The 26,391-nt window shown below is 60.4% G+C and carries 24 protein-coding genes; 12 read left to right on the top strand and 12 right to left on the bottom strand.

From position 1 onward, the window contains the following. The first annotated feature begins 251 nt into the window (after positions 1-251). Genes ACR2R1_RS13880 through ACR2R1_RS13900 form a run of 5 tightly spaced genes read left to right on the top strand, consistent with a single transcriptional unit; the run spans position 252 to position 5,656 of the window. Complete coding sequence (locus tag ACR2R1_RS13880) at positions 252-2,675, top strand: tetratricopeptide repeat protein (protein WP_434110545.1); 2,424 nt, start codon at positions 252-254, stop codon at positions 2,673-2,675. Positions 2,676-2,683: 8 nt separating this feature from the next. Beyond that, positions 2,684-3,010: a J domain-containing protein gene (locus tag ACR2R1_RS13885; protein ID WP_434110547.1), complete on the top strand. Its 327-nt coding sequence runs from the start codon at positions 2,684-2,686 to the stop codon at positions 3,008-3,010. Further along, complete coding sequence (locus ACR2R1_RS13890) at positions 3,007-3,660, top strand: nucleotide exchange factor GrpE (protein WP_434110549.1); 654 nt, start codon at positions 3,007-3,009, stop codon at positions 3,658-3,660. Before ACR2R1_RS13885 ends, ACR2R1_RS13890 begins: the two co-directional genes overlap by 4 nt. After that, positions 3,657-5,411, top strand: coding sequence for an Hsp70 family protein (locus ACR2R1_RS13895; protein ID WP_434110551.1), 1,755 nt, complete (start codon positions 3,657-3,659; stop codon positions 5,409-5,411). The genes ACR2R1_RS13890 and ACR2R1_RS13895 overlap by 4 nt, the downstream gene beginning before the upstream one ends. Next, positions 5,411-5,656: a hypothetical protein gene (locus ACR2R1_RS13900; protein WP_077730861.1), complete on the top strand. Its 246-nt coding sequence runs from the start codon at positions 5,411-5,413 to the stop codon at positions 5,654-5,656. The genes ACR2R1_RS13895 and ACR2R1_RS13900 overlap by 1 nt, the downstream gene beginning before the upstream one ends. A 466-nt stretch (positions 5,657-6,122) precedes the next feature. On the opposite strand, the gene nhaR is transcribed toward ACR2R1_RS13900, so the two are convergent. Further along, positions 6,123-7,019, bottom strand: a complete 897-nt coding sequence (nhaR, locus tag ACR2R1_RS13905; protein ID WP_434110554.1) for a transcriptional activator NhaR — start codon at positions 7,017-7,019, stop codon at positions 6,123-6,125. A gap of 112 nt (positions 7,020-7,131) precedes the next feature. On the opposite strand from nhaR, the gene ACR2R1_RS13910 reads away from it, so the two are divergent. The 3 genes from ACR2R1_RS13910 (at position 7,132) to ACR2R1_RS13920 (ending at position 9,968) form a co-directional block, all read left to right on the top strand. After that, the gene (locus tag ACR2R1_RS13910) at positions 7,132-7,800 is read left to right on the top strand and encodes a carbonic anhydrase (protein WP_077730859.1); all 669 of its coding nucleotides are present in this window, start codon (positions 7,132-7,134) and stop codon (positions 7,798-7,800) included. A 67-nt stretch (positions 7,801-7,867) separates the two neighbouring features. Then, positions 7,868-9,439 carry a SulP family inorganic anion transporter gene (locus tag ACR2R1_RS13915; RefSeq protein WP_434110556.1) on the top strand — a complete coding sequence of 524 codons (1,572 nt, stop codon included), beginning with the start codon at positions 7,868-7,870 and terminating at the stop codon, positions 9,437-9,439. A 268-nt stretch (positions 9,440-9,707) separates the two neighbouring features. Then, positions 9,708-9,968 carry a hypothetical protein gene (locus ACR2R1_RS13920; protein ID WP_077730857.1) on the top strand — a complete coding sequence of 87 codons (261 nt, stop codon included), beginning with the start codon at positions 9,708-9,710 and terminating at the stop codon, positions 9,966-9,968. A 53-nt stretch (positions 9,969-10,021) separates the two neighbouring features. On the opposite strand, the gene ACR2R1_RS13925 is transcribed toward ACR2R1_RS13920, so the two are convergent. Beyond that, complete coding sequence (locus ACR2R1_RS13925; RefSeq protein ID WP_434110558.1) at positions 10,022-10,207, bottom strand: YbdD/YjiX family protein; 186 nt, start codon at positions 10,205-10,207, stop codon at positions 10,022-10,024. A gap of 57 nt (positions 10,208-10,264) precedes the next feature. Between ACR2R1_RS13925 and ACR2R1_RS13930 the strand changes: the two genes are divergently transcribed. Next, the gene (locus ACR2R1_RS13930; RefSeq protein ID WP_434110560.1) at positions 10,265-11,176 is read left to right on the top strand and encodes a bestrophin family protein; all 912 of its coding nucleotides are present in this window, start codon (positions 10,265-10,267) and stop codon (positions 11,174-11,176) included. 667 nt (positions 11,177-11,843) lie between these two features. Continuing rightward, positions 11,844-13,214: a sensor histidine kinase gene (locus ACR2R1_RS13935; protein WP_434110562.1), complete on the top strand. Its 1,371-nt coding sequence runs from the start codon at positions 11,844-11,846 to the stop codon at positions 13,212-13,214. Between the two features lie 940 nt (positions 13,215-14,154). Here the strand turns inward: ACR2R1_RS13935 and ACR2R1_RS13940 are convergent. Together ACR2R1_RS13940 and ACR2R1_RS13945 are read right to left on the bottom strand one after the other, a co-directional pair. After that, on the bottom strand, positions 14,155-14,820 hold the full coding sequence (locus tag ACR2R1_RS13940; protein ID WP_156881642.1) for a DUF2959 domain-containing protein: 666 nt from the start codon (positions 14,818-14,820) through the stop codon (positions 14,155-14,157). Between the two features lie 28 nt (positions 14,821-14,848). Continuing rightward, positions 14,849-16,141, bottom strand: coding sequence for a nickel-dependent hydrogenase large subunit (locus ACR2R1_RS13945; RefSeq protein WP_086133492.1), 1,293 nt, complete (start codon positions 16,139-16,141; stop codon positions 14,849-14,851). A gap of 545 nt (positions 16,142-16,686) precedes the next feature. Here ACR2R1_RS13945 and ACR2R1_RS13950 point away from each other — a divergent pair. Continuing rightward, the gene (locus ACR2R1_RS13950) at positions 16,687-18,180 is read left to right on the top strand and encodes a MinD/ParA family protein (RefSeq protein ID WP_434110565.1); all 1,494 of its coding nucleotides are present in this window, start codon (positions 16,687-16,689) and stop codon (positions 18,178-18,180) included. A gap of 250 nt (positions 18,181-18,430) precedes the next feature. Here ACR2R1_RS13950 and ACR2R1_RS13955 read toward each other — a convergent pair whose 3' ends face one another. Beyond that, a complete protein-coding gene (locus ACR2R1_RS13955; protein ID WP_434110567.1) occupies positions 18,431-19,795 on the bottom strand; it encodes an alkaline phosphatase family protein in 1,365 nt (454 codons plus the stop codon). 143 nt (positions 19,796-19,938) lie between these two features. Here ACR2R1_RS13955 and ACR2R1_RS13960 point away from each other — a divergent pair, with 143 nt between their 5' ends. Beyond that, the gene (locus ACR2R1_RS13960; RefSeq protein ID WP_077730850.1) at positions 19,939-20,733 is read left to right on the top strand and encodes a hypothetical protein; all 795 of its coding nucleotides are present in this window, start codon (positions 19,939-19,941) and stop codon (positions 20,731-20,733) included. A 56-nt stretch (positions 20,734-20,789) separates the two neighbouring features. Here the strand turns inward: ACR2R1_RS13960 and ACR2R1_RS13965 are convergent, their stop codons facing one another. The 7 genes from ACR2R1_RS13965 to ACR2R1_RS13995 all read right to left on the bottom strand — a co-directional run bounded on the left by ACR2R1_RS13965 (position 20,790) and on the right by ACR2R1_RS13995 (position 26,385). Then, positions 20,790-21,326 (bottom strand): PepSY domain-containing protein, encoded by a 537-nt coding sequence (locus ACR2R1_RS13965; protein ID WP_077730849.1) that lies wholly within the window; start codon positions 21,324-21,326, stop codon positions 20,790-20,792. Positions 21,327-21,596: 270 nt separating this feature from the next. Further along, positions 21,597-22,406, bottom strand: coding sequence for an energy transducer TonB (locus tag ACR2R1_RS13970; RefSeq protein WP_434110570.1), 810 nt, complete (start codon positions 22,404-22,406; stop codon positions 21,597-21,599). Continuing rightward, positions 22,403-22,837: an ExbD/TolR family protein gene (locus tag ACR2R1_RS13975; RefSeq protein WP_434110572.1), complete on the bottom strand. Its 435-nt coding sequence runs from the start codon at positions 22,835-22,837 to the stop codon at positions 22,403-22,405. The genes ACR2R1_RS13970 and ACR2R1_RS13975 overlap by 4 nt, the downstream gene beginning before the upstream one ends. Next, a complete protein-coding gene (locus ACR2R1_RS13980; protein ID WP_434110574.1) occupies positions 22,834-23,328 on the bottom strand; it encodes a MotA/TolQ/ExbB proton channel family protein in 495 nt (164 codons plus the stop codon). The genes ACR2R1_RS13975 and ACR2R1_RS13980 overlap by 4 nt, the downstream gene beginning before the upstream one ends. A gap of 50 nt (positions 23,329-23,378) precedes the next feature. Further along, the gene (locus ACR2R1_RS13985; protein WP_434110576.1) at positions 23,379-24,611 is read right to left on the bottom strand and encodes a MotA/TolQ/ExbB proton channel family protein; all 1,233 of its coding nucleotides are present in this window, start codon (positions 24,609-24,611) and stop codon (positions 23,379-23,381) included. After that, positions 24,608-25,339, bottom strand: a complete 732-nt coding sequence (locus ACR2R1_RS13990) for a DUF3450 domain-containing protein (protein ID WP_434110578.1) — start codon at positions 25,337-25,339, stop codon at positions 24,608-24,610. Before ACR2R1_RS13990 ends, ACR2R1_RS13985 begins: the two co-directional genes overlap by 4 nt. A 110-nt stretch (positions 25,340-25,449) precedes the next feature. Continuing rightward, a complete protein-coding gene (locus ACR2R1_RS13995; RefSeq protein ID WP_434110580.1) occupies positions 25,450-26,385 on the bottom strand; it encodes a lysylphosphatidylglycerol synthase transmembrane domain-containing protein in 936 nt (311 codons plus the stop codon). Positions 26,386-26,391: the final 6 nt, after the last annotated feature.

Here is a 26,391-nt window from a genome sequence, read left to right on the forward strand (position 1 = left end):
CCCACCCCAACTTTCCCGGTGAGGATGGGCACGGCCTAAGGCCTTTGCCCATCCTGCGTGCTGAACCCGATTTCGACTGCCAGTCGGGACCGTGCCGGTCCGAACCTGCGTCGAATCCGGAAAGTCGCCGCTGAACCGGTCGGCTGACGGGATTCATTCGATACCGCATCCGTACATCTCCTTGAATCGCGAATGGAGATTTTTTGCGATAATCCCCGTTCGCATCTTGTCCCCTGCTTTCCAACCCGCCGATGAAATCCAAACCTTCACCGCTGAAATCCGTGCCGGCACTCAAAGCCGCGGCCCAGCGCGCTCTCCAGAGCGGGTATTTCAAGGACGCGATCGCGTCTCTGAAGGACCTCTTGAAACAGGAGCGCCGGCAGGAGTCGGAAGACCTTCTGGCCGAGGCCTATCTGGGACGTGCCCGCGAACTGGCCGGGAAGGGCATGTTCCAGGAAGCGGCGATGCTGTGGGAGAACCATGCCGGTCTTCGCCCCGGCACGCCGCTTTCGGGGGAGTACCTGACCTGGCTGCTCAAGGCCGGGCAGATGGTGAAGCTCGGCCAGGCGCTCGCAGCGGTCCCCGATGACTTTGTCGCCTCCGCGACCGGGCGGCGTCTGGTCGAGGCCGCGGCTTTGCTGGCCCTGGAAAACGACAAGCTGCTCGATGCCCTGCCCAGGGAGCATGCCATCGTCCGGCAGCAGCCGCTGCTCCGGAAAGCCCTCGCGGCTTATGCGGAGCGCCGGGAAGCCGAAGCGGAGGAATGCCTGCGGCAGGTATCGTCCCGCTCGCCGTACCGGAATCTGCGCACTCTGCTCAAGGGCCTCCTTGCGGTGGAACGCGATCCCGACGGGGCGTCGGAAGTCTTGGACCGCGTCGATCCCGATTCGGCCTGCCGGAATTTGGCCGCGGCTCTGCGCGAACAGTTGGCAACCCCTGCGCCGGACGTGGCGGCTTATCTCAAGCTTCCGCCGAAGCTGCGTGCCGTTGTCGACAAGCTGAAAGGCTACGGCAAGAAGGAACTCGCGCTGTTGCGGGACATCCAAAGCGCCGCCCAGGCCAAGGGTGCCCGGCCGCTTCTGGAAGCGGTCCTGCGTCACCGCGCCGAACTGGGCGAGGCCGAAAGCCGCCGCTTCTGTCTCGCGGCCCTGGCGGACTCCCCGGAGGCCATCCCGTTCTACGAGCGGGCATTCGGCAAGCTGATTCCCTTCGAACAATGCCGCATCAAGGCGCTCCACGCCGAGGAAATACTCGATTATCCAGAGGCCAGCCGGTATTGGCAGGAATGCATCGCTCTCTTGAAGAATGCCCCGCAGGGCCGCGATGAACCTCTCACCCAGGCCCTGATCTTCCGCCATGTGGCCGACCTGGCCGAGAAGGAATTCCCCGAGTTGGCCATCGCTTGCCTGGAGCAGAGCCTGGAACTGGACCCGGACGACAAGCCAGCCTACCTAAGGCTGATCGGACTGCTGGAGCAGTTCGACGACGCCAAGGCCGCACTGTCCTGGCTGGACCGCGCCGTGAAGCGCTATCCGCGGGACCCGGAGGTTCTGCTTCCGGCGATGCGGGCGGCCCAGCGCCGCAAGGCGTTCAAGAAGGTGGCGAACTATGCCAAGACCCTCCTTGAAATCGACCCCATCAACAGCGATGCCCGCCGCTTTCTGCTGGAGGCCCATCTGGGCCACGCCCGCAAGCAACTGAAAGCCAGACGCACGGATCTGGCGGAAGCGGAGCTGACCGCGGCCCGCAAGCTCGATCCCCAGCGGCGCAGCGCGGCCCTGCTCTGGCTCGAGGGGCTATCGGCCTTCTGGCAGGCCGACAACGAACGCTGCCGGAATCTTTGGCAGGAGGCATGGACCGCCGCGGGCGGCGGCGCGGCGGCCTGGTTTCAGTGGGCAATGGAAGTGCTCGCGGCAGATTTGCCCCTGAAGGGCCCAGATAGCCTGATCCAGGGACTGGACAAGCAGCATTTGGCCGATAAGCCGGAGCTTATGACTCTGGTCAGGCTGCTCGGCCTGTACCGGGGCGAGGGGCGGCAGAATCTCTCGCAGGCTCTCCACAAGCTGGCGCCGATGCTGAAGCGGAGCTTCAAACAGGCGGAACTGTCCGAGGAGGATTTCTTCGGCCTCTGCCAGGGCTTCGCCGCTGCCGGCCAATACGAGCTCCTGGCCGAATGCGCGAAACAGGGGGCGAGGCGGTGCCGCTACGCGCCGGTGTTCGCGTATTTCGAGGTTTATGCGAAATGCCGGGGCGATGCGGGCAGGCTGCTGCCCATGGATGGGCTCCGGCTACAGATGAATCTGGACCAGGCGCACCAGGCGGGCGACCGCCGCACCGCGGCCTTGATCGATCAATTTCTGCGCAAGCACGAGGAATCCCTGCAACCCGATTTTCATGAGGCTTTTCCGGACGGGCTGGACAGTCTCGACGAGGAGGCGGCCGAGCGGTTCGCGGAGCGCATCGAGGAACTCGACCGCTTGTCCCCCGAGGAACGGGCGAAGGAATTGCTCGGCGACTATCCCCCCGAGCAGCTCGAGAAGCTATCGGAGAAGGATGCGCTGGGTTTGATTCTCGACAAATTGCTGGGCGGCCTGGGTGTGGACGCGAGCCGGATTCTGGACGGACTGCCCCTGCCCGGCCGCGGCAAGAAATCCAAGAACACGAAAAAATCCTAGGAGAGTCCATGGAAACCCCTTACGAAGTGCTGGGCGTGGAGGAAGACGCCGGCGACGAGGCAATCAAGAAGGCTTATCTACGCAAGGTCCGGGAATTCCCGCCGGAGCGGAACGCCGGGGAGTTCCGGCGTATCCGCAAGGCTTATGAGCTCATCGAGACCGACAAGAAGCGCCGGGAATACCGGTTGTTCCATCGGGAAAAGCCCGACGTTTCCGTCCTGCTGCGCCAGATTCTGCGACCGGGCCGGCCGGAACGGCCGGATGCCGGCACCCTGATCCGGACGCTCACCGAGGGCCTGGCCGAGCATTTGTCCGAGAAGCACACCGATACATGATGGACGAAGCGAACAAGATCCGTCTGCTGGAAGAATTCCGGCAGTACCTCGATACGCCCGCCGGTTTCGAGGAAGACGCGGCGAGGCAGACCGACCTTTTCACCCTGTTCGGTGAGCTGGCGGCGCTACGCACCGAGGTCCGGACCGAGTCGCGCCAGTTCCGCACCGCTCTCGATACGGTCGGCGAAGCGCACGAATGGCTCAGGGACAGCCAGAGCAATCTGAATCAGACTTTGGAGCGGTTTCAGGGCGAGTTTTCCACCCTGCGCCGCAGCGCCCTGCGTTCCGCGCTGCTGGATCTTCTGGATGTGCACGACCGGCTCTCCGCGGGTCTCAATGCGTTGCGCAACTACCGTCCGGTCAAGGGCTGGTTCCGCATCAAGTCGCGTCCGGAGGACCGGCGCTTTATCGAGAGCATACGCGAAGGCCAGGGCATGAGCCTCAGACGGCTGGAGGAAATCCTGGCGCGCCACGAGGTCCGGCCGCTGGAGGTCATGGGTCTGCCCGTCGATCCCCACACCATGACCGTGCTGGAACTGGACCGGCAGCCCGATCTCGAAAACGGCATCGTCACGGCGGAACTGCGCAAGGGATTTCTCTGGGGCGACGAAGTCTTACGTTTAGCGGAAGTCAGGGCCAACAAACTATGAGCGACATCATCATCGGCATCGATCTCGGCACGACCAACTCGGAAGTGGCGATTCTGAAGGAGGGCAAGGTAACCGTCATCCCCGACCGGGAAGGACGCAAGATCCTGCCGTCCTTCGTCGGCATCGGCGAGCACGGCGACGTCCTGGTGGGCGAACCGGCGCACAATCAGTACATTCTCTACCCGGAGCGCACGGTCAAGTCCATCAAGCGCCACATGGGCGAAGATCTCAGGGTGGAGCTGGCGGGCCAGCACTTCAGCCCGCAGGAAATCTCCGCCATCATCCTCAAGCGTCTCAAGGCGACCGCCGAGGACTACCTCGGACGGAGCGTGCAAAAGGCGGTGATCACCGTCCCCGCCTATTTTTCCGACGCCCAGCGCCAGGCCACCCGAGAAGCAGGGGAGATCGCCGGTCTCGACGTGGTGCGCATCATCAACGAGCCCACGGCCGCGGCGCTGGCTTACGAGGCCAAGACCGGAACGCGCAAACGGATACTGGTGTACGACCTGGGCGGAGGCACCTTCGACGTGTCGGTGGTGAGCATCGAGGACGATGTGGTGGAAGTCCTGGCCAGCCACGGCAACAACCGGCTGGGCGGGGACGATTTCGACGCCCGGATCGTCGATCATCTGGTCGAGCACATCAAGCGCGAGCACGACTTCGACATCACCGAGTCGCGGCAGATCATGGCGCGTATCAACCGGGCCGCGGAGAGCGCCAAGCGAACCCTGTCCGACCAGCCCTTCGTGCGCATCGACGAGGAATATCTATTCGAGAAGGAGGGGACGCCCATCCATTTGTCGCTGGAGCTGTCCCGCTACGAGTACGAAGAGATGATCGCGGGCTATATCGACGAAACCCTGGAAGCGGTGCACATCGCCCTGCGCGGCGCCAACCTGACCGCTTCCGACATCGACGAAATCCTGCTGGTGGGCGGCAGCACCCGCACGCCCGTCGTCAGCGAGCGGCTGTTCGGCGAGCTTCGCAAGGAGCCGCACCGGAACATCGACCCCGATCTGTGCGTCGCCATGGGCGCGGCCGTCCAGGCCGGGGTGATCGCGGGAGAATCGGTATCCGCGGTGTTGGTCGACATCACGCCCTACACCTATGGGACCTCCGCCATAGCCGAACTCGACGGCGAACTCTACCCCTACGTCTATGTCCCCATCATCCGCAAGAACACCCCGCTGCCGGTGAGCAAGACCGAGGCCTTTTACACCAGCTTTGACGGTCAGCAGGAAGTGGACGTCCGGATTTACCAGGGCGAGGCCCCGGACGCCCTGAACAATATCGAAATCGGCGAATTCAGGGTGAAGGGCCTGCGCAAGGTGCCCGCGGGCAACACCGTCACGGTCAGCCTGGATCTGGATCTGAACGGCATCCTGCACGTCTCGGCTCGGGAGAAGGACACCGGCCTTTCCAAGTCCATCACCATCAACAATGCCATCGCCCGTTTCCAGGGAGAGGAGATGGGGGCGGCCAAGGCCCGCATCGACGCCCTGTTCGGGCCGGCGGCCGGAGCCGAAACGCTTGTGGAAGGAGCGGCTTCGGAGCGGCATCATACGGAGGTCAAGGCGCGGGCTCTGGTGGAAAAGGCGGAACGCCTGCTGGAGAAAGCGTCCGAGGAAGACCGCGAGGACATGATCGACCTCATCGAAGATATCAGGGACGGCATCGCCGCCGGCGATCTCCAGGCCGTCGAGACGGCGGTGGAGCGTCTCGCCGACATTCTCTATTACCTCGATACCTGATGGAGCGCTGCCCCACCTGCCAGGCCCGGTTGCGGGAGGACCCGGTGTGCGCCCGCTGCCGGACCGATTTGAGCCTCCCGCTCGCCGCCGAGGCACAGGCGTGCGCGAAGCTGCACCAGGCCGTCGCCCGGCTCGGCGCGGGCGACGCCGCCGCGGCCCGGCAGGCGCTGGAGGAATCGCTGCAACTCAAACGTTCGCCCCTGGCCCTGCTGCTGCGGGGATTTCTGGCTCGCCGCGGGCGCTGAGCCTTTCGACCGAGGCGATCCTTTGCAAGGAACATCGCCCGGCCCCTTTTGAACCTAAGAAACGGCGGTTGACCGCTTATTCCATCCGGCGTTCGAGTGAACATTATCGTAGGTGGGTTAGCCCCTCGGCTCCGCTCGGGACAGGCTCCGCGTAACCCACCGGTCCGAAGTCGTTCGGTGGGTTACGGCCTCGCCGCCTAACCCACCATCGATGGGTTTCGCTTCGCTCTACCCATCCTACAAGAATGAATTCCTCGGAAAGTCGTAGGTCGGCAATCCTTTCCCAATCGCAAACGGTGTCTTCGGGAGCGCCGAAGCCACCCTTCCGACGAACCCGTTGGCCCAACGGCCGGGTCTACCGAAGGGTCTTAGGAATTACCGGGACGGGCTTATCCCCGCCTACCTTTTAACCACCTTGTCTGGTCGTTCGATAAAAGGAAACGGCGATGCCGGAACTGGCTGCGGATCAGAGCGGCTTCTTGCCGACATTTTCCAGGATCGCGCTCACAGCGGGATGCTTGAGTTTCCTGCGTTCGGTGATCGCGTAGAACCGTTCCCGCACGGAATCGATCCGGCCTATGGCTTCCACGTCGTACTGACGTTGAATCTCCTCCTCGACCGCAGAGGGCGCGACGAACAGCCCGGTTCCGCCACTGCCGAAGGTCTTGAGCAAGGCGCTGTCTTCGATTTCCGCTTGGATCTTCGGGCTGATGTCCTCGGCGTCGAACCACTGATCCAGCGAGCGGCGGAGCGCGGTATTGCCGGTCGGCAGCAAGAAAGGCGCTCCGCTGAGGGAACGGGGAAAGTCCGGGCGGTACGCACTGGCTAACCCGGGGGTTCCGAACACCGTGACTCCGCACTCTCCCAACAAGTGGTTGAAAGCTTTGGCACCGTTCGCCGGCGTGACGGGGACGTCCGACAGCACCAAATCGATGCCCTGCAGCGACATCTCCGCCAACAGGCGTTCCGCCTTATCCTCATAGCAAAGAATCTGCACCGGCTCCGGCAGGCGGAAGGCCGGCTCGATCAGGCGGCAGGCGACCAGCTTGGGCAAAGCATCCGCCACGCCCACCACCAGCCGGAGCGCCCGCCCGGTCGGCCGGCCTTTGAGCGTGTTGGCCAGCTCCTGACCCAGGGAAAAGATTTCATCGGCATAGTGGAACACGATGCGGCCGGTGTCCGTCAGTACCAGTTTGCGTCCATTCTTGTAAAACAGCTTTTCTCCGATGGTTTTTTCGAACACCGCCAATTGACTGCTAATGGTGGGCTGCGCCAGATGCAGTTTCTCGGAAGCGCGGGTCACGCTTTCCTCGCGAGCTACATTCCAGAAATAAAACAGATGCTGATAGTTGATGCGCCCCATAAGAACAGATTAATTGATTTAATCTATAAATGAATTTCAAACATTCTATTTTATTATAATAAGCTCAATCTATAGGCTATGCCCCGTCAGTCAACTTCAGCGTGAATCAACGATGCAAAAACTGTTACAGGGGCTACACCGATTTCAGAACGACCTTTTCGGTTCTCAGCGCGAGCTGTTCGAGCGGCTGGCAAAAGGACAGCAGCCCGAAGTGCTGTTCATCACCTGTTCCGACTCGCGCATCAACCCGAACTTGCTCACCCAGACCGAACCCGGCGAGCTGTTCATTCTGCGCAACGCCGGCAACATCGTGCCGCCCTATGGCGCGGTCATGGGCGGCGAAGCCGCCACCATCGAATTCGCGGTGGCCGGTCTCGGGGTCAAGGACATCATCATCTGCGGACATTCTCATTGCGGCGCGATGAAAGGCCTCTTGGAACGGCCATCGACCCGCGACTTTCCGGCCCTGAGCCAATGGCTCTCCTATGCCGAATCCACCCGCCGCGTCGTTCACGATAAGTATGTAGACCTGGAGAGCGCTTCCCTGCTCAATATCACCATTCAGGAGAACGTGCTGGCGCAAATGGAGAATCTGCGCACCCATCCGGTGGTGGCCTCCGGGTTGGCCCAGAACAAACTTAAACTGCACGGTTGGGTCTACAAGATCGAGACCGGCGAAGTATTCGGCTATGACGCGGGAAGCGGGCAGTTTTTGCGGCTGACCGAGCAGCGCCCCATGCCGTCCGTACACGAACGCACACTCATTGCAACGGAAATCTAGGTCCTCGCATTTTTCTATCGTTGAAGCTCTTCCTGAACTTCCGACCGCCCAAAGGGCAAATCGTGTTATGAACGCACAGACCTTGCGACTATCCGCTTTTCGCGCCGCCTGGAAAACGGACCTCCCCGCCTCTATCGTGGTTTTTCTGGTGGCCTTGCCGCTCTCCATGGGTATCGCCATCGCTTCCGGCGTGCCCATGGCGCACGCCGCCTCGGCCGGCCTCATTACCGCCATCATCGGCGGTGTCGTCACCGGGGCATTGTCCGGCTGCACGCTTCAGGTGAGCGGGCCGGCGGCCGGCTTGGCGGTGATGGTCGCTTTGTTCGTTCAGGAACACGGCTTCCAAACCCTGGGCGTCATCGTGCTGCTCGCCGGCTTGGTGCAACTGGCTGCGGGCCTGTTGCGGCTGGGCCAGGTGTTCCGGGCCGTGTCGCCGTCGTTGATCCAGGGCATGCTGGCAGGGATCGGCATTCTGATCTTCGCCTCCCAGTTCCATGTCATGGTGGACGATCTGCCTCCCGGGACCGGCAAGGAATTCGGCGGCATCATCAATCTGTGGACCTTGCCGCAGGCGGTATGGAAAGGAATTTCCGAAACGGTTCACCGGCCGGCGGCCCTGATCGGGCTGCTCACCATCGTAACCATGTTCTTGTGGAACAGGCTCGCGCCGCAAAAGCTCAAGCTGCTGCCGGCTCCCCTTCTCGGCGTCGTGGTCGGCACCTCCTGCGCCGCGATATTGCAGGCGGACCTCAAGTACGTGCCGGTCCCCGACAATCTGCTGGAAGCGTTACGCTGGCCCAGCGGATCCGATCTTCGAGCTCTCTCCGACCGGGCGATTTGGCTCGCGGGCCTGTCTCTGGCCTTCGTAGCCAGCGCCGAATCGCTGCTGACCGCCACCGCGGTGGACTCTATGCAGCGGCATGCGCCGCGTACCCGCTACGATCGGGAACTAGCCGCCCAGGGCGTCGGCAACATCCTGTGCGGACTGGCCGGTGTATTGCCCATGACCGGCGTGATCGTCCGCAGTTCCGCCAATGTGCTGGCCGGTGCGAGAACCCGGCTGTCCACGATCCTGCACGGCGTCTGGATGTTGGTGTTCATCACCCTTCTACCGGGCGTCCTGAGCTTGATTCCGGTGGCCAGCCTAGCGGCGGTGCTGGTCTACACCGGCGTCAAATTGATGAATCCCAAAGCCATGCGCACACTGTGGCGCACCGACCGGGCGGAAGCCGGCATATACGCGGCGACCCTCGGTACCGTGGTAGTGGTGGACCTCCTGACCGGCATTGCTGTCGGAATCGCTCTGGCGTTGGCCCGATTGCTGTATACCTTCTCGCATCTGGAAGTTGCGGTCGAAGAGAAAAAAGCGAGCGGCCGGACCACGATCCACCTCAAAGGCGCCGCAACCTTCATCCGTCTGCCGAAGCTCGCGGCGGCCCTGGAGCGGGTCCGTCCCGACGCTCAGGTGCACGTGAATTTCCACGAACTGACGTATATCGATCATGCCTGCTTGGATCTTCTGATCAATTGGGAACAACAGCATAAGGCAGCCGGCGGCGAACTGGTCATCGACTGGGACAGACTGCGCGCCGTCTTCCAGCAGCACGCCTGGGGAGAACGGCGCATCGAGGCCGCATGAAGATCCATCCTGACGGGCCGTGGCCTGGAGTTTGCCGAAGGATTCCGCGGTCCATCCGGGTTGCAGCTATTGAGGGAAGTCCGACAGGACTCCATCGGACGCAAAACAATGATGGACTGGAAGAGTTCCGTTCAAGATTGTTACCATGCGTTCGTACAGCTTGCTGTGACGAATCCTCGCAATACCGCGCCGTTTAAGTCAAACCAAGGAAATCGGAGGAGGCCTTGTATGTGCGAGATCAAGGCGAACCAACATTGAGGAAATCATCATGAACATTAAAGAAGAATTGGAAAAATTTCGGGACGGCTTACTTCAGCAACGGGACGAACTGCGGGTGCAGCTCAACTTGGCGAAACTCGAGGCTCAGGAAGAGTGGAACAAGACGGAAGAAAAGCTGGAAGAGTTCAAGAGCAAGCTCGCCGGAGTCGCCGACGAAGCCAAAGACGCCTCGGAAGATGTCTGGACCAGCGTCAAAATGCTCGGTGAAGAAGTAAGAAGCGCCTACGAACGGATCAAGAGCCGGATATAACTGCCACCGCATCTTTCGGCATCCCGCCTGCGAAGGCGGGATGCGCCGCCGCGTCAGCAACAGCGTTTGACGCCGCTCCATCGCCGATGCAGCTCGGCATTAAAAAACTCTTTGCGGCTCAAAGGCTCCCCGCCCTCGCCGGCGTGGTGGACACGCCAATGCGCCAGATACTTTTCATAGGCATCGTCGCCGGTCATTTCCCGCAGCAGATGCCATAGCGTCTTGACTGTTTTCATCATTTAATAATCCACTTCGGCAATTCACTCCCGAGATCGAAAGCCGCTTAGGAGTTCAGCGTGATCAATTACAACCCCAAATCGTGGTGGGGCCTCATTTTCAAATTTCATAAAAGCGACACGTTCAGAAGGCTGTTGCCGGCCATGAGTTCGGTCGCCTTATTCACCGCGGCCATAGCCTATATCGATCGCGATCTGCTGCCCGAGGAATTCAAGGGCACGAATCTGGTTCACTCCCTACTGGGCTTCGTCATCTCGCTGCTGCTGGTTTTTCGAACCAACACGGCGTACGAGCGCTGGTGGGAAGGCAGGCGGCAGTGGGGAACCTTGGTCAATACGTCCCGCAATCTGGCGCTGAAGTGCAACGCATTCCTTCGACAAAACCATCCGTCCAGACTCATCATCGCCAAACATATTGCCGCTTATGCCTCGGTGCTGAACGAGCATCTCCGCGATGCCGAACCGCTGCAACGCCGACCGGCCGGCGTGCACCGGCCGAATCTTATCGCCAACAGCCTGTTCAGGGAAATCAACCGACTGCACCGGGGCGGAGATCTCGCCGGAGTACATTATCTGAACATCAACAGCGAACTCACCTCGCTGACGGACATCTGCGGCGCCTGCGAACGCATCAAGAAAACGCCGATCCCGTACTCCTACAGCCTTTTCATCAAGAAGTTCATTTTCGTCTACATCGTCACCATGCCGTTCTGCTTCGTGCACGAATTCGGGTACTGGACGATCCTGTTCACTACTTTCGTGTTCTTCGTTCTGGGCAGCCTGGAGCTGATCGCGGAAGAAATCGAGAATCCCTTCGGCGACGATGCCAACGACCTTCCCACGGAAGAACTGGCTAAGATGATCGGCTCCAACGTGAGCGAAATTTTGCTGAAAAAGCGGGCGACCGTCGGCTCCAGCGTGGCGAAATACGCCGATCCCGGATCCCGCGCATCGGTCACCTCGGCGCATTGACGGTTTTGATGAACCCGTCCGCTTCCCGGCGCGAGGCAATGGCCTTGCGTCGGTTTATGCGCCTGCGGGGAAGGTTTGGGTGGTGATGTCCCATTTGGTCGGACTTACACCGCGCCGCTTACCATTGGCTCTTTAGAGTATTTTTCATCCCGGTGTACGGATTCGTGTCGGGCGGGAAGAACGTAGGTCGGCAATCCCTTGCCGACTTATCGGCTCGGCAAAGGACTTTGTGGGAAGGGGCGTCCTGGCGCTCCCAGGACGGCCGTTTGCGATTGGAAGGGGGACTTTGGTGCTCCCAAAGTTCCCGTTTGCGATTGGAAGGGTCGCGACTAAAGCGACCGTTTGCGATTGGGAAGGGATTGCCGACCTACCTATCGGGCTCCCTGATACCGAATCGGAAAGTGCTCTAGGGTCAGGCGTTTACTTTTTTGAATTTGGCTTCTTTCATTTCAAGAAGCAAACAACAAAGGTCTGACTGTGTCTTGCAGTTCGCCGGCAAGCCGGATATCGACAGTATTTCGCCGCCGAGACAAAAACGGCCCTGAAGTTTTCCGTTCGAAGTGCCCGTGTCACGGGCACTCGGTACGACAGGTTGACCTTTACACCCGTTTAGTGTCAATTTTCCGTCACTGAACTCTCTCAGGACTTACTGCTCAAGGAGTGTCCTATGGTGGTGCAAGATCAGGATTATTGGAAGGATCGGGTTTCGGTGCCCGGAGAAGTGCGCAAGGTACACAAATCCGGAAAACCCGTGCGGACCAGATGGCGTCTCGTGCTTGCGGCGCTCCTCGGCCTTAGCGCTCTCGGGCTCGTGCTCGTGCAAAGCCACGGCGGGTTCGGCGGACTTGCCGATCGCGTTACGCCCCTGCCTGCTGCGCTGCAAGACATTCATGCATCGGTCGAGCAGGCATTGGACAAACTCTTCAGGGCCGAAGACGACGATAAATTGACGCCTCTCGTCAACGAGTTATCGGAAAAGAAAAAACGGTTTTATGACCGAATCGCCGACTTTGGGGCCGAGGCTAAAGCCAGGTTGTCGATAGACGAAACCTTTTACGGGTTGGAGGATGCCGTGGACGGGTTCTGGCAGGACGGTTTGAGCCGAATTGATCGAGCGGTTCGGCAGGACCTTCTGGTCAAGGGGGCCATTCTGGGCATTCTGTTGCTCATTTGCGTTGGCTTCGGCTCGGGTCTGCTGGCCGTGTTTACCCGATCGGTCCGGCAACTGGACGAATCCATCCGAAGACTGGGAGCGGGAGACTTCGGCAAACCCATCCGGGTTACCGGACCGAAAAACCTTCGGCTTCTCGGTGATCGGCTCGACTGGCTGCGCACCCGTTTGCTGGGTCGGGAAGAGTCGAAGCAACAGTTCATGAGCAAAGTCTCGAACGAATTCGAAACGCCGCTTTCCGGCATTTTCGAAAGCACCGGCCTGCTTATGGCCGAGGCGTTGAATCCGAAGCAACGCGACCTGTTGGCGCGGCTGAGCCAGGACGTTCAGAAACTGCAAAACCTGTTCGATGAGTCGCTCCACTATGGCCAGGTCAAGGACAATCCATCGCCGCAACCGAAGGACGCGGTGAACATGAAGACGTTGCTGGCATCGGTGATCGAAGATTATCGGGACTCCCTAAATGCGAAGTCCCTCACCATCAAGGAGTTGATCCAGCCTGTCGAATTCCTCGGTGTTCCCGACCAGGTGCGGACGATTGTCGACAATCTGCTCTCCAACGCCATCAAGTTTTCTCCGGAAGGGGGCAAGATCCGGATCATTCTTCGTGACTTGGGAACCGGTATGCAACTGGAGGTCGAAGATGACGGTCCCGGAATAGACACCACGGAGCGTACGCGGATATTCGAGCCGTTTTTTCGAGGCAAGGCGGCCCACATGACCGACACCGAGGGTGCCGGCTTGGGGCTGGCGATCGTGAGCGAGTGCGTGGCCAATCACCAGGGAAAAGTCGAAAGCATCGAACCGCGGCAGGACGAACAGGGCGCCCGCATCCGGGTCGAACTTCCGCTGGTGGAGGTTTCTTAAGTAAAAGCAGCCCATATAACCTATGTAGGGCGGAATAGCGTATCCCAATCGCAAACGGTCATCCGGGTAGTGCCCCGACAACCCGCCGCCGCATGGGAACCTTCCATTCGGCGCATTACGCTAAAGCTAATGCGCCCTACACTAAGTACATTCAGGGAAGTCTTGCGGCATAGGCAACCTGCAGGACAACCCCGCCAATCAAGCCAATCTGTCGAGATTCCGCAAATATTTGCGGAATGTACTTAGAGCGTTTTCCATCCCAGTGTACGAATTCGTTCCAGGAGGGGAGAACGTAGGTCGGCAATCCCTTGCCGACAAAGCCCTTCGCCGAGCCGATACGTCGGCAAGGGATTGCCGACCTACATATCCGAATCCCTTACACCGATCCGGAAAACGCTCTAGCTGAGATTATCCAAACCTGCGAGCTTCAGGGCATAGGATGTGCTGAACAAAGTGAAGCGCATCGATCTGAACAACGTGACAGATCGGCAGGGCGAGGCGCAACGCGATGAGCGGGCAGGCCAGGGATGGGCTGCCCCGGACTCGCGAGCGAAGCGGGACAGCGTAGCGTGGCGAGGCCGCCCATAGGGTGCCGGACAGGGATTGTCCGGCATGAACCCATCGATCGCGACCGATGCGCCTCCTATCGTCGGCAGCATCCTATACCAGTCAAGAGTCGGATTGAGTCAAATTATCGATGGGAAGACACTCCATGAAACTCTCCGACTTTCACCGTAGATCTATCGCACCCCGAGGACGGCCGTTCTTTAGGGAATAACCGGTTTTGCTGTCGGACGCACGCAACGGATTCCTTCGAAGACGTAGCAACAGGTATCAATAAGACCCTGTACCAGCAGGCCCTCGAACCCTTCGACACGCTCAGGACAGGCCCTTCGACAAGCTCAGGGCAAACGGCCCACTGGACAGACTCAATGTCTTGTCAGGCGGGACCGCCGACCGACTTGATGAACTCGTCCGCCTCCCGGATCGACGCTTCCATGGATTTGATGAGCGCCGAAATATCGGTTTGGAGGCTGTCGAGTTCGCCCCGGAGCGAGGCGATGGCTTGGGCATTGAGGTTGTGCTTCAGGAATAGGACCTGATCGCGGAACGTCAGCAATACCGGCTCCATTTTGGATTCGGCGCGTTTCATGGCGGCGATGAGCTGATCGTAGCGCCGGCGCGTCCCCGTGAGCTTTTGCTGGCTGCTGCGCTTGAGCGACGGGTTCTGGTATTGGGAGAGTTCATTTTCCCATTCGTCGAACAAGGCTTCCGAAACGTCCTCGATGTCGTCGATCCGTTTCCGAACCTCGTCCGCCTTGGCCCGGCTGCGCTCGTATTCGGCGTCGAGCTCCCGGTACTTCTCTTCCAGGCTGCCGCCCTTGAAGCCGGTGAGCGCGGTAAACCGATCCAGCGCGTTCTTGAACTGTGTCTTGGCCTCTTCCTGGCTGTCGCGGGCCTTTTCTACGCGGTGAACGAGAATGTCGCGCTTGTGAAAGCCCAGCGACTCCGCCGCCCTGTAATAAGCGGAAGAACAACCGGTCAGGACGAGAAACAGGAGCAGGAAAAAGCTCCGCCGCGCGACGAGCTGTACATGGTTGGGCATGGGAAAGCGGCTCCGAAAACGAACAGGCTCAAGATCGTACTACATTCAGATCGAGAAAATCGCTCGAACAGGCGATGCACGGATCGTAATTGCGGATCACCCGCTCTCCGTACTGCCGCAATTCCTCATCGGTTCTTTCCGGGCCGAACGATTGCAGCGCTCCGAAAAGATCCTCCTCGATACACGCCTGGTTATGCATGGCCGGAGAAACGATCCGTGCGCGCATCACGCGACCCTGGGCATCGACTTCGTAGCAGTGCCAGAGAATGCCCTGCGGAGCTTCGGTACAGGCGAATCCGGTCCCGGCACGAGTTCGAGCCTCGACGTACGATGCCTGCGGCTCATAGCCGTCCAGCAGGCGAATGGCATCGGTTATGGCGAAATACACCTCCACCGCTCGCGCCACGATACTGTGGAAAATATTTCGGCTGGGAAAAGCGATGCCGGCTTTGCGCAGAGCCTCGGCCACCGGACCGGGCAACAGGTCCCGGTTCAGGTTCAGCCGCGCCAAGGGCCCCGCGAGATAAGGCCTTCCCTCGATCAATGAATAATCGGTCTTGGAATGCGGATCCCGGTGCACTTGGAAATACCTTTCGAAACTCTCGACGGCTATGTCCAAGCCGGTACTGGAAACGATGGTGCCGCCACACATCGGGTACGCGTCCGGATGCCGCAGGGCCACGTTGATGAACGCTTGTTCGCTGGAAGGCAGATCGATGCCGCCCGTCCAAGCCACCAAGGACTCCGCTTCCGGCAAGGCCGCGCGCAGCCGCTCGACCGATTGCCTGACCTGGGCCTTGGACGGCGCATGGTGAAATCCGCCGATGCGGACTCCCGCCGCGCGGGAAGACGAGGCGTGAAACAGGCGGATCAACTCGCAACCCAGATTATGCAGACGCAGTCCGCGGCGCACTTCGTCCGGAAAATCCCGAGACATTTCCGCGAGGCTCGAAAACCCAAGGAAATCCGGTGCGGCGAGCAAATGAATGTGCAGCGAATGGCTCGCGATCCACTCGCCGCAGCACATCACCCGCCGCATCGCCTGAATCCAGGCTGTCGGACGGCAGTCCAAAGCCGATTCGAGGCCTTGCACGGCGCTCATTTGATAGGCTACGGGACCGGTCCCGCAGATGCGCGCCAGCGTGTCGGGCACGTCGAAACATGCCCGTCCTTCGAGAAATGCTGAGAGCAGCCGGGACTGCTCGAAGATGTGAAGCGCAAGGCTTTCGATCCGCGCGTTGCGGATGCGCAAGTCCAGGATGGCATCCCCGTCCAGCCGCGCGGGTCCGGATCCGGTATCGACAGCTTGTTGTTCACTCATGAATTCGATTGCCATCGCCTTGCTACCTCGTAAAAAGTGATGGCGATCGATTTAAGCGGAGACACATGTTTCGGCTAGGTTCACCCTCCCTGCAAGCCAATTCCGGTAGAAACGCCGCGGCGGAACTTCCGCGCGAGCGACCGCATGCCCGGCGGTCCTCGACGATACCCCCTTGTCCGGTGCCAAAGCGCGCAAGCCTCGCTCGAAAGCAGTTCGACGCGAAAGCGCCGTGACCGCTCATCGCCCCGCTCCTCCGAAAAAACCGGGAACGGAAAAAGATCGCAAAAAAACCCTTCTTGGCAAAAACAGCGACCGAGGGGCCATGTCACACTCCCTGTAACGTCCATGAAAATATCCGTTCCGGTCATCGACCGGGTCGCGGCAAACCGAAGCACGCCAAAAGGCTCCATCGGAGCGGAACTAGGTTACTACCGCCGCTCCACCTTGCATAGAACTCGTTTCGAAAACCGATTTGAAAGCGTCACACCGGCATTCATCCACGGCTACACTTTTAAGATCGAAAACCCCAAAAGGCCCCCTCACTCATGGCTCGTGTCATCGCCATCACCAGCGGCAAAGGCGGCGTCGGCAAAAGCAATCTGGCCGTCAATCTGGCCTGCGCGCTGTCGGAGCACGCGGAAAAGACCTGTCTGTTCGACGCCGATACCGGTCTCGCCAACGTCAATGTGCTGCTGGGCGTACATCCCGAAGCCACTCTCGCCGACTGCCTGAAGGGGCGAAAGCGTCTGGACGACGTCATACTCCGCTACCGCGAGAATTTCCACATCGTTCCCGCCGCATCCGGCATCGCGGAGTGCGCCAATCTCGAACCGGAACAAAGGCACCGGCTGATTCTCGGCCTGGCCGATCTGGATTCGAGCTACGACTACATCCTGATCGATACGCCGGCCGGCGTGGAAAACAACGTGCAGGATTTCTTGCTGGCGGCGGGCACGGCGATTCTGGTGATCACGCCGGAGCCCACGTCGCTGACCGACGCCTTCTCGCTGATCAAGATCCTGAAAAACCGCGAGGCCGAGATCGATTTTCACGTGCTGGTCAACATGACCAAAGACCGCGCCAGCAGCCTGGAGGTGTTCAACCGCTTTCGGGGCGCGATCAAGAACTACCTGGGCTTGGACGTCGATTATCTCGGCTATGTGCCGCTCGATGAGGCTCTGCTGGATGCCGTGAGCTTGCAGACGCCGGTGACGCAGACCCACCCGAGTTCTCCGGCGAGCTGGGCCATCAAACAGATTGCCGAAGTCATTCGGGAGCGGCTGCCGGCCACAGGGGATGCATCGAACTTCAGCCGCTACTGGGACAAGGTGGAAACCGATCTGTCCCGGCAGGCACCGGAACCGCCGGTCACGGACGCTGACGGCAACCCGGATCGACCGCCAAGCACGGAGAACGATGCGCCTGCGGCCGAGCGCGCGCCATTCGTCCCAACGCCGACGCGCGAGTCCATAGAATCCCAGATCGAAACCTATCTCAAACGGTTCAGCGCTTTTCCGTTCGATACGATTCAAATGCTTTATCGGGATCTCGAAGTCAAGGGATTTCCGGAAATCGATTTAAAAGAGATTTGCACGACGCTGGAAGCCATTTACGAGCGACGCTACGAACGGCCTATCAAAAGTCCCGACAGCACGATCGTTCAGTTGCTGGCGAACGTTCGCGGGTCGGACGAAAAGATCCGCCAACTCGCGGAATTCCTCAGATCAAGCTACGAGCGGCAGTTCGGATGCAAACTGATCGATCCTCTGGTCGAGATGGAACGCTGGATTTCCGAGGAGGCTTTCACCGAGGCGGATTTCGAGCGCTTGCTCGAGAAAGCCCGAGAATGGTTTCGAATCCGCTTCGGGAAACCCTACGCGGACGAAAAGGACCGGCTGATCGAACAGCTTAGAATCGAGATTGGTGCCTTGGGGGAGCGGGAAGCGGCGCTGCAAGCCAGCGCCGAGATCCTGATGGAAGCCTTGCGACCGGTTCGGGATTCCAAAATGCGCTTGGACGAACTAGCGCAGCGAAAATAAAGCCCATTCTCGATCCTGTTAGCCTTTGCCTAAGGAATCCCTTCCCAATCGCAACGCAAACGTCGCTTTAGTCGCGACCTTTCCCGACACGACGAATCGTCGGCAAAGGATTGCCGACCTACAAATCTGTGTCGCCAAGTAGGTCGGGAATCCTTTCCCGACGCAACGGATGTGTCGGCAATGGATTGCCGATCTACAAGAGCTTATTTCGGCCTATACACCGGCGCGGCGCCGATAGAACTTTAAGCGATCACAAATCCAGCGCATTCAGCAAGTCGTTGGCTTTGGCGTCACGCTCGCCCAGCGGTTTCAGATCGAACCGGGTTTCGATGAATTTCAGGATCGATGTGCCGTCATAGAAGGTGTGATCGACATACCCGCGCTTGGCGAACGGGGAAATGACAATGGTCGGCACGCGGTTGCCCGGTCCCCAGCGGTCACCCGGAGGTGGCGGGACATGATCCCAAAACCCGCCGTATTCGTCGTAAGTGACGATGATCACGCTGTTCCGCCACAGCCGACTTTGTTCGATCTTGCGGATCACCGTCACCGCCTGCATCTCCCCAGCCAGAAGATCCGCATAGCCGGGATGCTCGCTATGGGCTCCTATGGGCTTATAAAAGGAAACCGCCGGCAAATTTCCTTTTTCGATGGCCTTCAATAAATCCGTTTCGTCCTTGAGATGCCTGGCCCTTTCGCGGGTCCCCTGGGCGTAGCGCTCGAAATACGCGAATGGCTGATGATGGTACTGAAAACTTTCGTCGGCTTTCCCTGCGATCGCGTCATTCCAGCCGCCGGAATACCACGCCCATGAAACCTTTTTCTCCGACAGGCGATCGCCGATCGTGGGAAAAGTTTGCGGCGGCAAAAGCCGGCGCGGATCGGTGATCTTCGGACTGTGAGGCGTCTGTATCGTCTGAATGGTGTTCACGGCATAGCCGTCGGGCGTAAACACGCCGTCCTTGATCAACTCGCCTTTCTCGTTCAAGACGACGGTCGATTCGGCCGGCGGGTCGTCGTGATGCGGCGTACAGGCGCAGACCAGCCAAAAATGATTCAAGAGCGACCCGCCGAAAGCGGCCTGAAAGAAACGATCCGCCAGCGTGTATTTTTCTGCGTACTCCCACAACGGAAGCTTACGGCCGTCGTAATACCCCATGGCCAGGCCGCCGGCATCCGACACGGCCGCGAAACGGTCCATGCGCCCGCCGTTGATTTGGGCCTGGTGTTGATAAAATCGATGTAGCGGATCGCCGATTTTTTGATCGATCGCAACATACTGGCTGATCTCGAACGGACGGTTCGGCAAATCCGAAGGAAAGCGCTCGTCGGGCACAGGCGGCTTCTTTTCGGTATTCATTACCCTGGGCAGGGTGGCGTAGACCCCGCCTTGACGATCGGTCTGCCGCATCGTTTCCTCCGGCGCATTCGCCAATCCGTCCGCTCCCGGAAACAGTCCGTAGAGATTGTCGAAGCTGTGGTTCTCAAGATAAATCACCACGATGTGGCGAATCCGGTCCAATCCTGGGTTCCGGCTCGATTTGGCCGAAGCAGATAAGGGCGTCGCGAGAATCAGAAATATCAGGAGGACATTCAGGCAGGCTGTTTTTTTCATCGCGGATGTTCGAAAGACTTAAGTCGCTGATGCCGTCAAATTCGTAACCGGTTATTTTACGCAGTCCAGTGTTACGTCGCGTGACAAATCCGCTCAGACTGATGCCCAAGCCAAATCGCCCGAGTGCCCGCAGCGATAGAAACATGACTGTCAAAGTCGATAAGCAGCCGACTCGGCCCGTGATCCTGATCGGAGCGAGCAATCTCGCACGGGCCTTTCCCTTGGTCGTGAACGGTCTGCGAGCGGGATTGCGGGAGCCTTTGGACGTGCTGGCGGCGTTCGGGCATGGCCGATCTTACGGGCTCTGGAGCCGGATGCTGGGCCGAACGCTTCCCGGCATCGTCCGGTGCGGGCTGTGGACCGCTCTGCGGAAACACGGTTCGGACAGTCTTCCACCGCTCGCGGCCGTGACCGATATCGGCAACGATCTGGTTTACGGCGTCACCGTTCCGCAGCTGCTCGCCTGGGTCGAAGCCTGCCTGAACCGGCTGGCCGAGCAACGCGCCGAAATCGCCTTGATGGCCTTGCCGCTGGAAAGCGTCGAACGGCTTAATCCCTGGAAGTTCGAATTGTTGCGCAGGACTTTCTTCCCGGCGCACCGAATCGCGTGGCCGGTGCTGTTCGATCGTGTGAACCGCTGCCAGGAAGAAATGCGGCAGCTCGCGAGGGTATACGGCATCCGCTTGATCGAGCCGCCGGCCACCTGGTACGGCTTCGATCCGATCCATATGCTGCGCCGCCGGCAGCCGGAAGTCTGGCGCGAATTGTTTTCACAGTGGCCGGCCTGGGATCGGTCCGCTTCCATTGCCTATCCGCCCTTGGCGGAGTCGATCCGCCTGCGCGCGATTCGTCCCGCCGAACGCTACCTGTTCGGCCATCGACAAATCACTTCGCAGCCGGTCCTGAAGCGGAACCGGTTCAAGCTTTCGATGTACTGAGGGCAAAAAAACGGGCTCCGCGGAGCCCGTTCGTGGATGGGTCGGATCGGAAAGTGTCACTCTTTGCCGATCTGGTAAATCTCTTCTTCGTCGTCCTCGACGATCTTGCCGGTCGCGGCGTCGACTTCCATCTTGACCTCCTTGCCATCGGCGGTCTTGATGTCGAATTCATAGGACGCATCGCCGTTGGACTCGATCTCGTATTCGGTCTCGACGATCTCGCCCGGATGCTTTTCGAGGGCGATCTTCTTGGCTTCCTCTTCGCTGATCTTCATCTTGGCCTTGAACAGCGGATCGTCGGCGCTATCGACTTCCTGTTCCTCCTCGGTAATTTTTCCCGTGTTGGCGTCGCATTCGTATTCCCAGTCCTTGCCGTCCGTGCCGGCGATCTCGAATTCATAGGTAGGGGCGCCACGCTCCTTCTTGAACTCGAGCTTGACGACCTCTCCGTCTTTCTTGGCCAGCGCCGCCTCCAGGCATTTTTCCATGCTGACCTTGGTTTTCGGCATTTTGATTTTTTCGGCGAATGCCGCGGTCGCTCCCAAGGACAAAAACAGTGCGGTGAATGTTGTTATTGTGATGCGTGTTTTCATCGTTTGCCTCCGTTGGCTTCTGGCGGGAACATCGGACTCCCTAGAGATTTTGATTCAGCGATCCGCGTTTGTTCTTCAAATCGGATGCCGGATTCGAGTATAAGAGCCTTCTTATTCATTAACAATAACATGCCGTACCCCCTACATCCGGTAAGGGACTCTTTTCGGTACCCGCGTCGCCGCTGATCGGCCGGCGCGTGTTCGACTCGCGTCGAGAATCCAAGCTATCGCACGAGCAGGTGAAACCGCCTACATTCGGGATATCGCCCTTCAGCGCTCCTCGAGCCTGAATTTCATCGTGAGCGTGGCGCGCTGGGCCACGGCGCGGCCTTCGCTGAAGGCGGGCTTGAAGCGCCACCGCCGGATCGCCTTGAGCGCGGCCTCGTCGAATACCCGCTCGGGGCTGGCCGCCACCACCCTCGCCGCGCTCACCGTACCCGAAGGGCTGACGTCGATCTCGATCCGCACCCAACCCTCGATTTTTTGCGCGCGGGCTCGGGGCGGATATTCCGGCAATACACGGGAGAGTACGACCAGATCCCCGGCGCCGGAACCACCTTCGCCGGTCGAGCCATTCCCCTCTCCGGTCGGCTTCTTTTCCGGATTCCATTGCCCAGGGGGTGCCGTAAGGCGTGAGTCGGAGCCCGGCACAGGGCTAAGCGGGGCGCCCGTGCCCTGTTCGGGAATATCCAGCCGAGGGGCCGGTACGCCCGGCGCAGGGGCCGGCGCTTTCCGAGGCTTGGGGGCGCCGGTACGGCCGGACCCGCGCGCCGGCGCTTTGCCGGAAGGCTTGGCGGAACCGGATGGCGGGCGCCCGGTCGACGGCCGGGACTCCGGCGCGACCTCGGTCATCGGCTTGGGCGCGGGCGGCGGAACCGGTTTCGACTCCTCGGTCTTCGGAATGATGCGAATGAAATCGACCGGCTGCGGATTGGGCGTCGATATCAGCCTGGTCTCACGGTGACTGATCAGGGCGCCTATCAATAACAGCAAGGCCAGATTAATGACCGCCGCCGCGGCGAAGGCTCCGGCCAGGACCCATCTCGAGCGGCTCGAGATCCCGGCAAGGGAGGTTTTCATGGCGTGTCTGGAGCCGTACTGGCCGCGACCGAAATGTTGACGAAACCGGCGAGGCGCAGCTGATCCATCACTTTGACCAGCAAGCCGGTGCTGGCATGGGCGTCTGCCAGAATGATGGCGGCTTGGGCCGGATTGGCGAGGCCCAGTTGTTCGAGCCGGGCGCGCAACAGGCGTATGTCGATGGAAGCATCGTGCAGCCAGATTTGTTCGTCGGCGGTGATGGTGATGATCACCGCCGCATCCTGCTGCGGCACCGCCGTTGCGGCCTTGGGACGCTGAACCGCCACCGCCGATTCGCGGATAAAGGAGGTCGTCACCAGAAAAAAGATCAGCAGGATGAACACCATGTCGATGAGCGGCGTCAGGTTGATCGCACCGGCGCTTTCGTCGCCGCCGTCGGTGCGGCGCGTGAACAGGCTGCGTTTTCTCATGGCTGCCGCAAACGGTCGGCATAGCGGCGCTCGAAGGCCCTAGCGCGGCGGTTGAGGCTGTAGCCGACCCCCACGCCGAAAAGTCCCATCACCAGGCCCGCCAGCGTCGTGATCAGCGCCTGGGAGACGCCTCGCGCGACGATGCGCGTTTCCGCACTGCCGAATACGCGGATCAGGTCGAAGGTTTCGATGATGCCGGTCACCGTGCCCAAGAGGCCCAACATCGGCAGAATGCCGGAAAGGGTCCTGATCAGGCGCAGATGGCGGCGCAGGGCAATTTTCATCTCGGCCATCTCGATCACCGCGGCGGGGGAACGCGCGAGCGGCGCACGTCGTTCCAAGAACCTGGGCAATGTGCGGAGAAAGAACCAGTAGCGCTCCAGAACCAAGGTCCACAGCAGCAGGGAGACGGCCAGCAACGGCCACATCACCGGGCCGCCCAAATCCATCAGATCTTCGACGTGCTGCTCGGATTTATGAAGAAAGCTCAAGAAAGTTTCGAAAACCCGGCCGCCCATCGTGCCTCCTCTTCGTGGGCGAATTAGACCCTGTTCTTCGGCGGAATGTCCCCATCCCCCGGGGCATTCCGCCGTTCGAGGCGAGCCGCGAGCGCGGCCGAGGCATGCGCATCGAGCAAGGCGGCGAGGGTCTGGCTCTTCCCCAGCAGCAGGCTGTGCAACAGCAGGATCGGAATGGCGGTAACCAGCCCCTCCACGGTAGTGACCAAGGCCTCCGAAATCCCGCCCGACATCAATTTCGGGTCGCCCGAGCCATGCAGGGCGATCGCCTGGAAGGTCTTGATCATGCCGGTCACCGTGCCGAGCAAGCCCAGCATCGGCGCAATGGCGGCCACCAATTTCAGGAAAGGCAGAGCCCGCTCCAAGTGTGCCTGTTCGCCGGTCAATGCCTCTTCCACGGTCAGGTACAGGACCTCCTCCTCGTTCGTGTTCGCTTGTTCGAGCCGCGCGAGCACCCGACCCAGAGGGTTGTCGAGCCGGGGTCGCGACGACTGTAGCTGGTTTCGGATACGCTGCCCGATCCGCGTCAGCTCGACGAAGCGGTAGGCGGCAAGTGCATAGGCAACGCCCGCAAGCACCAGGATCAGGTAGCCGACGACGCCTCCCTGGGCTATGCGTTCGCGCAGAGTCGGAACCTGCACCAACAACTGCAAGGTTTGCCCAGCCGAGGGATCGATGGCCACCGGCGCCAGCGACGGCGCCTCCACGCGGGCATACTCCCGAGCCAAATCGAGGAGGTTCGGGGCCGGCTGCCTGGGCAGTTCGATCAAGCGGTCGACCTCGGGTGAATAAACCAGGTAACGTCCTTCGGAGAGGAAGCTGAATCCTCCCAGACGAAGCACTTCTTTCTCGGCTGCCTGCCCGCTCGGTGCGTAAACCGGAGCCCGGAAGCTTGCGATGCTGCCCAGGGCGTCGAGCTGGTTCTGCAAGCTGGCGAACAGCTGCGTCAGTTCGTGGGCGTTCGGCATATGGCGGCTATCGGCGAGCCGGTCGATCAGTTCCCGTTGGTGCGAAGGATCGCCCGCCAGAACCTGCTGCACATAATAGGGCTTGAGATTCGCGGCGCTCTCGCGGATGCTTAAGAACAATTCCTCCTTGGCCGCCAGCACCGTCGTCAGTTCAGCCTCCACTTCCGACGGCGGGGCCGGCTGTTCGGCTTTCGCCTCGAGTGCGGCCAGGGCGGACGGAAGAAAAACCCCGAACACCGCACAGGCGGCCGCAATTCCCAGGACGCGGAGCACGCAAAGCGGCCTCACGGTGACTTGGGCCCCGGCAGCGGCAGCACCATCAGGTGCGGGGGTTCCAGCTTGCGCGCCGTGCGTAGCCCGCGGGCGATGGCTTCGTTCTCCTCGCCGGACAGTCGCTGCCAGCGCCGCAGGTCGTTGCGCCAGATGCCCGATTCGTGCCCATCCAGGGTCTGGTAGTAGAGCGCCAGGCGACCGATGCTTAGGAAATCCACCAGGCGTTCGTCGTTCCCCGTCCGGAGCACAGCCCGGTAAGCTTCGACGCTCCTCGCATAGTCGAGCTCGACCCTGTAGGCTTCCTGAACGCGCCGATATTTCTCAGCCGCGGACGCGGCAGGATCGCCAATCAGCTTTTCCAGCCTGTCGAGCCGATCGCGGCGCTCTTCGAGAAGGAAAGGAGGGCCATTTTCGATGCTTTGCTTCAATGCGGAAACAGCGTTGGACAATATACCGTTCAATCGCTGGTCGAGCTCGGAAAGCGTCTGAAGCTTCGCTACCGCCGCGTCCGGCGATGCAGGCGGCTCGGACGGAGTCGCCCCCGGCCCGTTAGGAGGCTGAGTCGGCGCAGCCGGCGTCAGGGACGAAGCGATAGCCAGCAGGCAGCCGGCGATGGCGGGTAGTACGTTGCGGCGAGGGAACACCTTGGGTGAACCAATTCCAGGCTTATAGTCGCCGCAGGATATCACAGGCGTTTCAAAGCCGAGCAACGGGAAAACTTCCCGACCGGAGCGTTGGGACATTTCTCTTGCCGCAAACTTCCGATGTGAATGCTACGCCGTCTCGCGGTCATGGATCGGTTCCTAATCGGTAGTCTTCGGGAAACCATGCTTCCCGAACTTGAGCGCGCTATTTACTCGGTAACGGAAACCGTTGCTCGACGCCGCACCAGCAGAAGCAAGAGTGCTCCCGGCAAGGCCGTCAATAGATGCAGGGCACCGAAGATCAGGGATACGGCGAGGCTTTGCTCGGGCGTCAATCCGGCGGGAGCGAGCAAGAACACCGCGGCCGCCTCCCGCTTGCCCCAGTCGGAAACCAGCCCCGGCAGCGAACTGACGCCCAGCAATAACAGCGGCCCGAGCATGAGCACAGTCAGAGCGTCGCCGGAAATGCCGAGCCCGACGGCCGCCAAGGCGAAGTTCGCGGCCAGCAGTAGCTGGATCAGCACGGACAACCCGTAGTGTCGAGGCGAGCGCAGCGGATTGCAAATGGCGAGCACGACGCCGGCATGCAGCTGCGCCATCGGCCTGAATCTTCGGAAGACGAGCACGGCGACGCTCACCGCAGCGATCAGGATCAGGGCGAACAAGCCGATCTGAAATCCGGGAAATTCGCTGTACAACCCCAGGTAAACCGGCGTCAATCCAAGCACCATGAGGAGCAGGACGATCTTGCCGGAGAACCGGTCTATGACCTGGCCGATAATGAGCTGCCAGGTTTCGGCGCTGCCCCGCATCAATTGAAACCGCGCGAGTTCGCCGACCACCAGCGGCGGTCCGCACTCGCTGACGCTTTGGCTGATCCAGAGGACACGGATGAAGTCCTTGAAAGGCGCACAGATTCCCAAGGCACGGCTGATATACCACCAGCGCAGCGCAAACACGGCTATCGAGAGCAGGAAGATTCCGACGATCGCGACACCCATGGCGGGATCGAAGCGGCTGAGTTGAGTTATCAGCGCGGAGCGGTCTATCTTGGCGAAAATGAAGGTCAAGACCGCCAGCATCATGATAAAGCGCACGCTCCGGCGATTGAGCCACGCCCCCGATTTCAGGAGAACTTGTTTCACTACTTT

Origin of the sequence: Methylocaldum sp. GT1TLB (genome assembly GCF_051027445.1) — a bacterium.
In the GTDB taxonomy this organism is placed as follows: Bacteria; Pseudomonadota; Gammaproteobacteria; order Methylococcales; family Methylococcaceae; genus Methylocaldum.

What these genes read in the sequence shown, in the direction of transcription:
- ACR2R1_RS13915 (WP_434110556.1), top strand. Translation starts at nt 7,868, where the DNA reads ATGAACGCACAGACCTTGCGACTATCCGCTTTTCGCGCCGCCTGGAAA.
- ACR2R1_RS13990 (WP_434110578.1), bottom strand. Translation starts at nt 25,339, where the DNA reads ATGTCCCAACGCTCCGGTCGGGAAGTTTTCCCGTTGCTCGGCTTTGAA.
- ACR2R1_RS13895 (WP_434110551.1), top strand. Translation starts at nt 3,657, where the DNA reads ATGAGCGACATCATCATCGGCATCGATCTCGGCACGACCAACTCGGAA.
- ACR2R1_RS13965 (WP_077730849.1), bottom strand. Translation starts at nt 21,326, where the DNA reads ATGAAAACACGCATCACAATAACAACATTCACCGCACTGTTTTTGTCC.
- ACR2R1_RS13955 (WP_434110567.1), bottom strand. Translation starts at nt 19,795, where the DNA reads ATGAAAAAAACAGCCTGCCTGAATGTCCTCCTGATATTTCTGATTCTC.
- ACR2R1_RS13925 (WP_434110558.1), bottom strand. Translation starts at nt 10,207, where the DNA reads ATGATGAAAACAGTCAAGACGCTATGGCATCTGCTGCGGGAAATGACC.
- ACR2R1_RS13880 (WP_434110545.1), top strand. Translation starts at nt 252, where the DNA reads ATGAAATCCAAACCTTCACCGCTGAAATCCGTGCCGGCACTCAAAGCC.
- ACR2R1_RS13940 (WP_156881642.1), bottom strand. Translation starts at nt 14,820, where the DNA reads ATGCCCAACCATGTACAGCTCGTCGCGCGGCGGAGCTTTTTCCTGCTC.
- ACR2R1_RS13885 (WP_434110547.1), top strand. Translation starts at nt 2,684, where the DNA reads ATGGAAACCCCTTACGAAGTGCTGGGCGTGGAGGAAGACGCCGGCGAC.
- ACR2R1_RS13975 (WP_434110572.1), bottom strand. Translation starts at nt 22,837, where the DNA reads ATGAGAAAACGCAGCCTGTTCACGCGCCGCACCGACGGCGGCGACGAA.
- ACR2R1_RS13970 (WP_434110570.1), bottom strand. Translation starts at nt 22,406, where the DNA reads ATGAAAACCTCCCTTGCCGGGATCTCGAGCCGCTCGAGATGGGTCCTG.
- ACR2R1_RS13890 (WP_434110549.1), top strand. Translation starts at nt 3,007, where the DNA reads ATGATGGACGAAGCGAACAAGATCCGTCTGCTGGAAGAATTCCGGCAG.
- ACR2R1_RS13935 (WP_434110562.1), top strand. Translation starts at nt 11,844, where the DNA reads ATGGTGGTGCAAGATCAGGATTATTGGAAGGATCGGGTTTCGGTGCCC.
- ACR2R1_RS13900 (WP_077730861.1), top strand. Translation starts at nt 5,411, where the DNA reads ATGGAGCGCTGCCCCACCTGCCAGGCCCGGTTGCGGGAGGACCCGGTG.
- ACR2R1_RS13950 (WP_434110565.1), top strand. Translation starts at nt 16,687, where the DNA reads ATGGCTCGTGTCATCGCCATCACCAGCGGCAAAGGCGGCGTCGGCAAA.
- ACR2R1_RS13960 (WP_077730850.1), top strand. Translation starts at nt 19,939, where the DNA reads ATGACTGTCAAAGTCGATAAGCAGCCGACTCGGCCCGTGATCCTGATC.
- ACR2R1_RS13945 (WP_086133492.1), bottom strand. Translation starts at nt 16,141, where the DNA reads ATGAGTGAACAACAAGCTGTCGATACCGGATCCGGACCCGCGCGGCTG.
- ACR2R1_RS13920 (WP_077730857.1), top strand. Translation starts at nt 9,708, where the DNA reads ATGAACATTAAAGAAGAATTGGAAAAATTTCGGGACGGCTTACTTCAG.
- ACR2R1_RS13910 (WP_077730859.1), top strand. Translation starts at nt 7,132, where the DNA reads ATGCAAAAACTGTTACAGGGGCTACACCGATTTCAGAACGACCTTTTC.
- nhaR (WP_434110554.1), bottom strand. Translation starts at nt 7,019, where the DNA reads ATGGGGCGCATCAACTATCAGCATCTGTTTTATTTCTGGAATGTAGCT.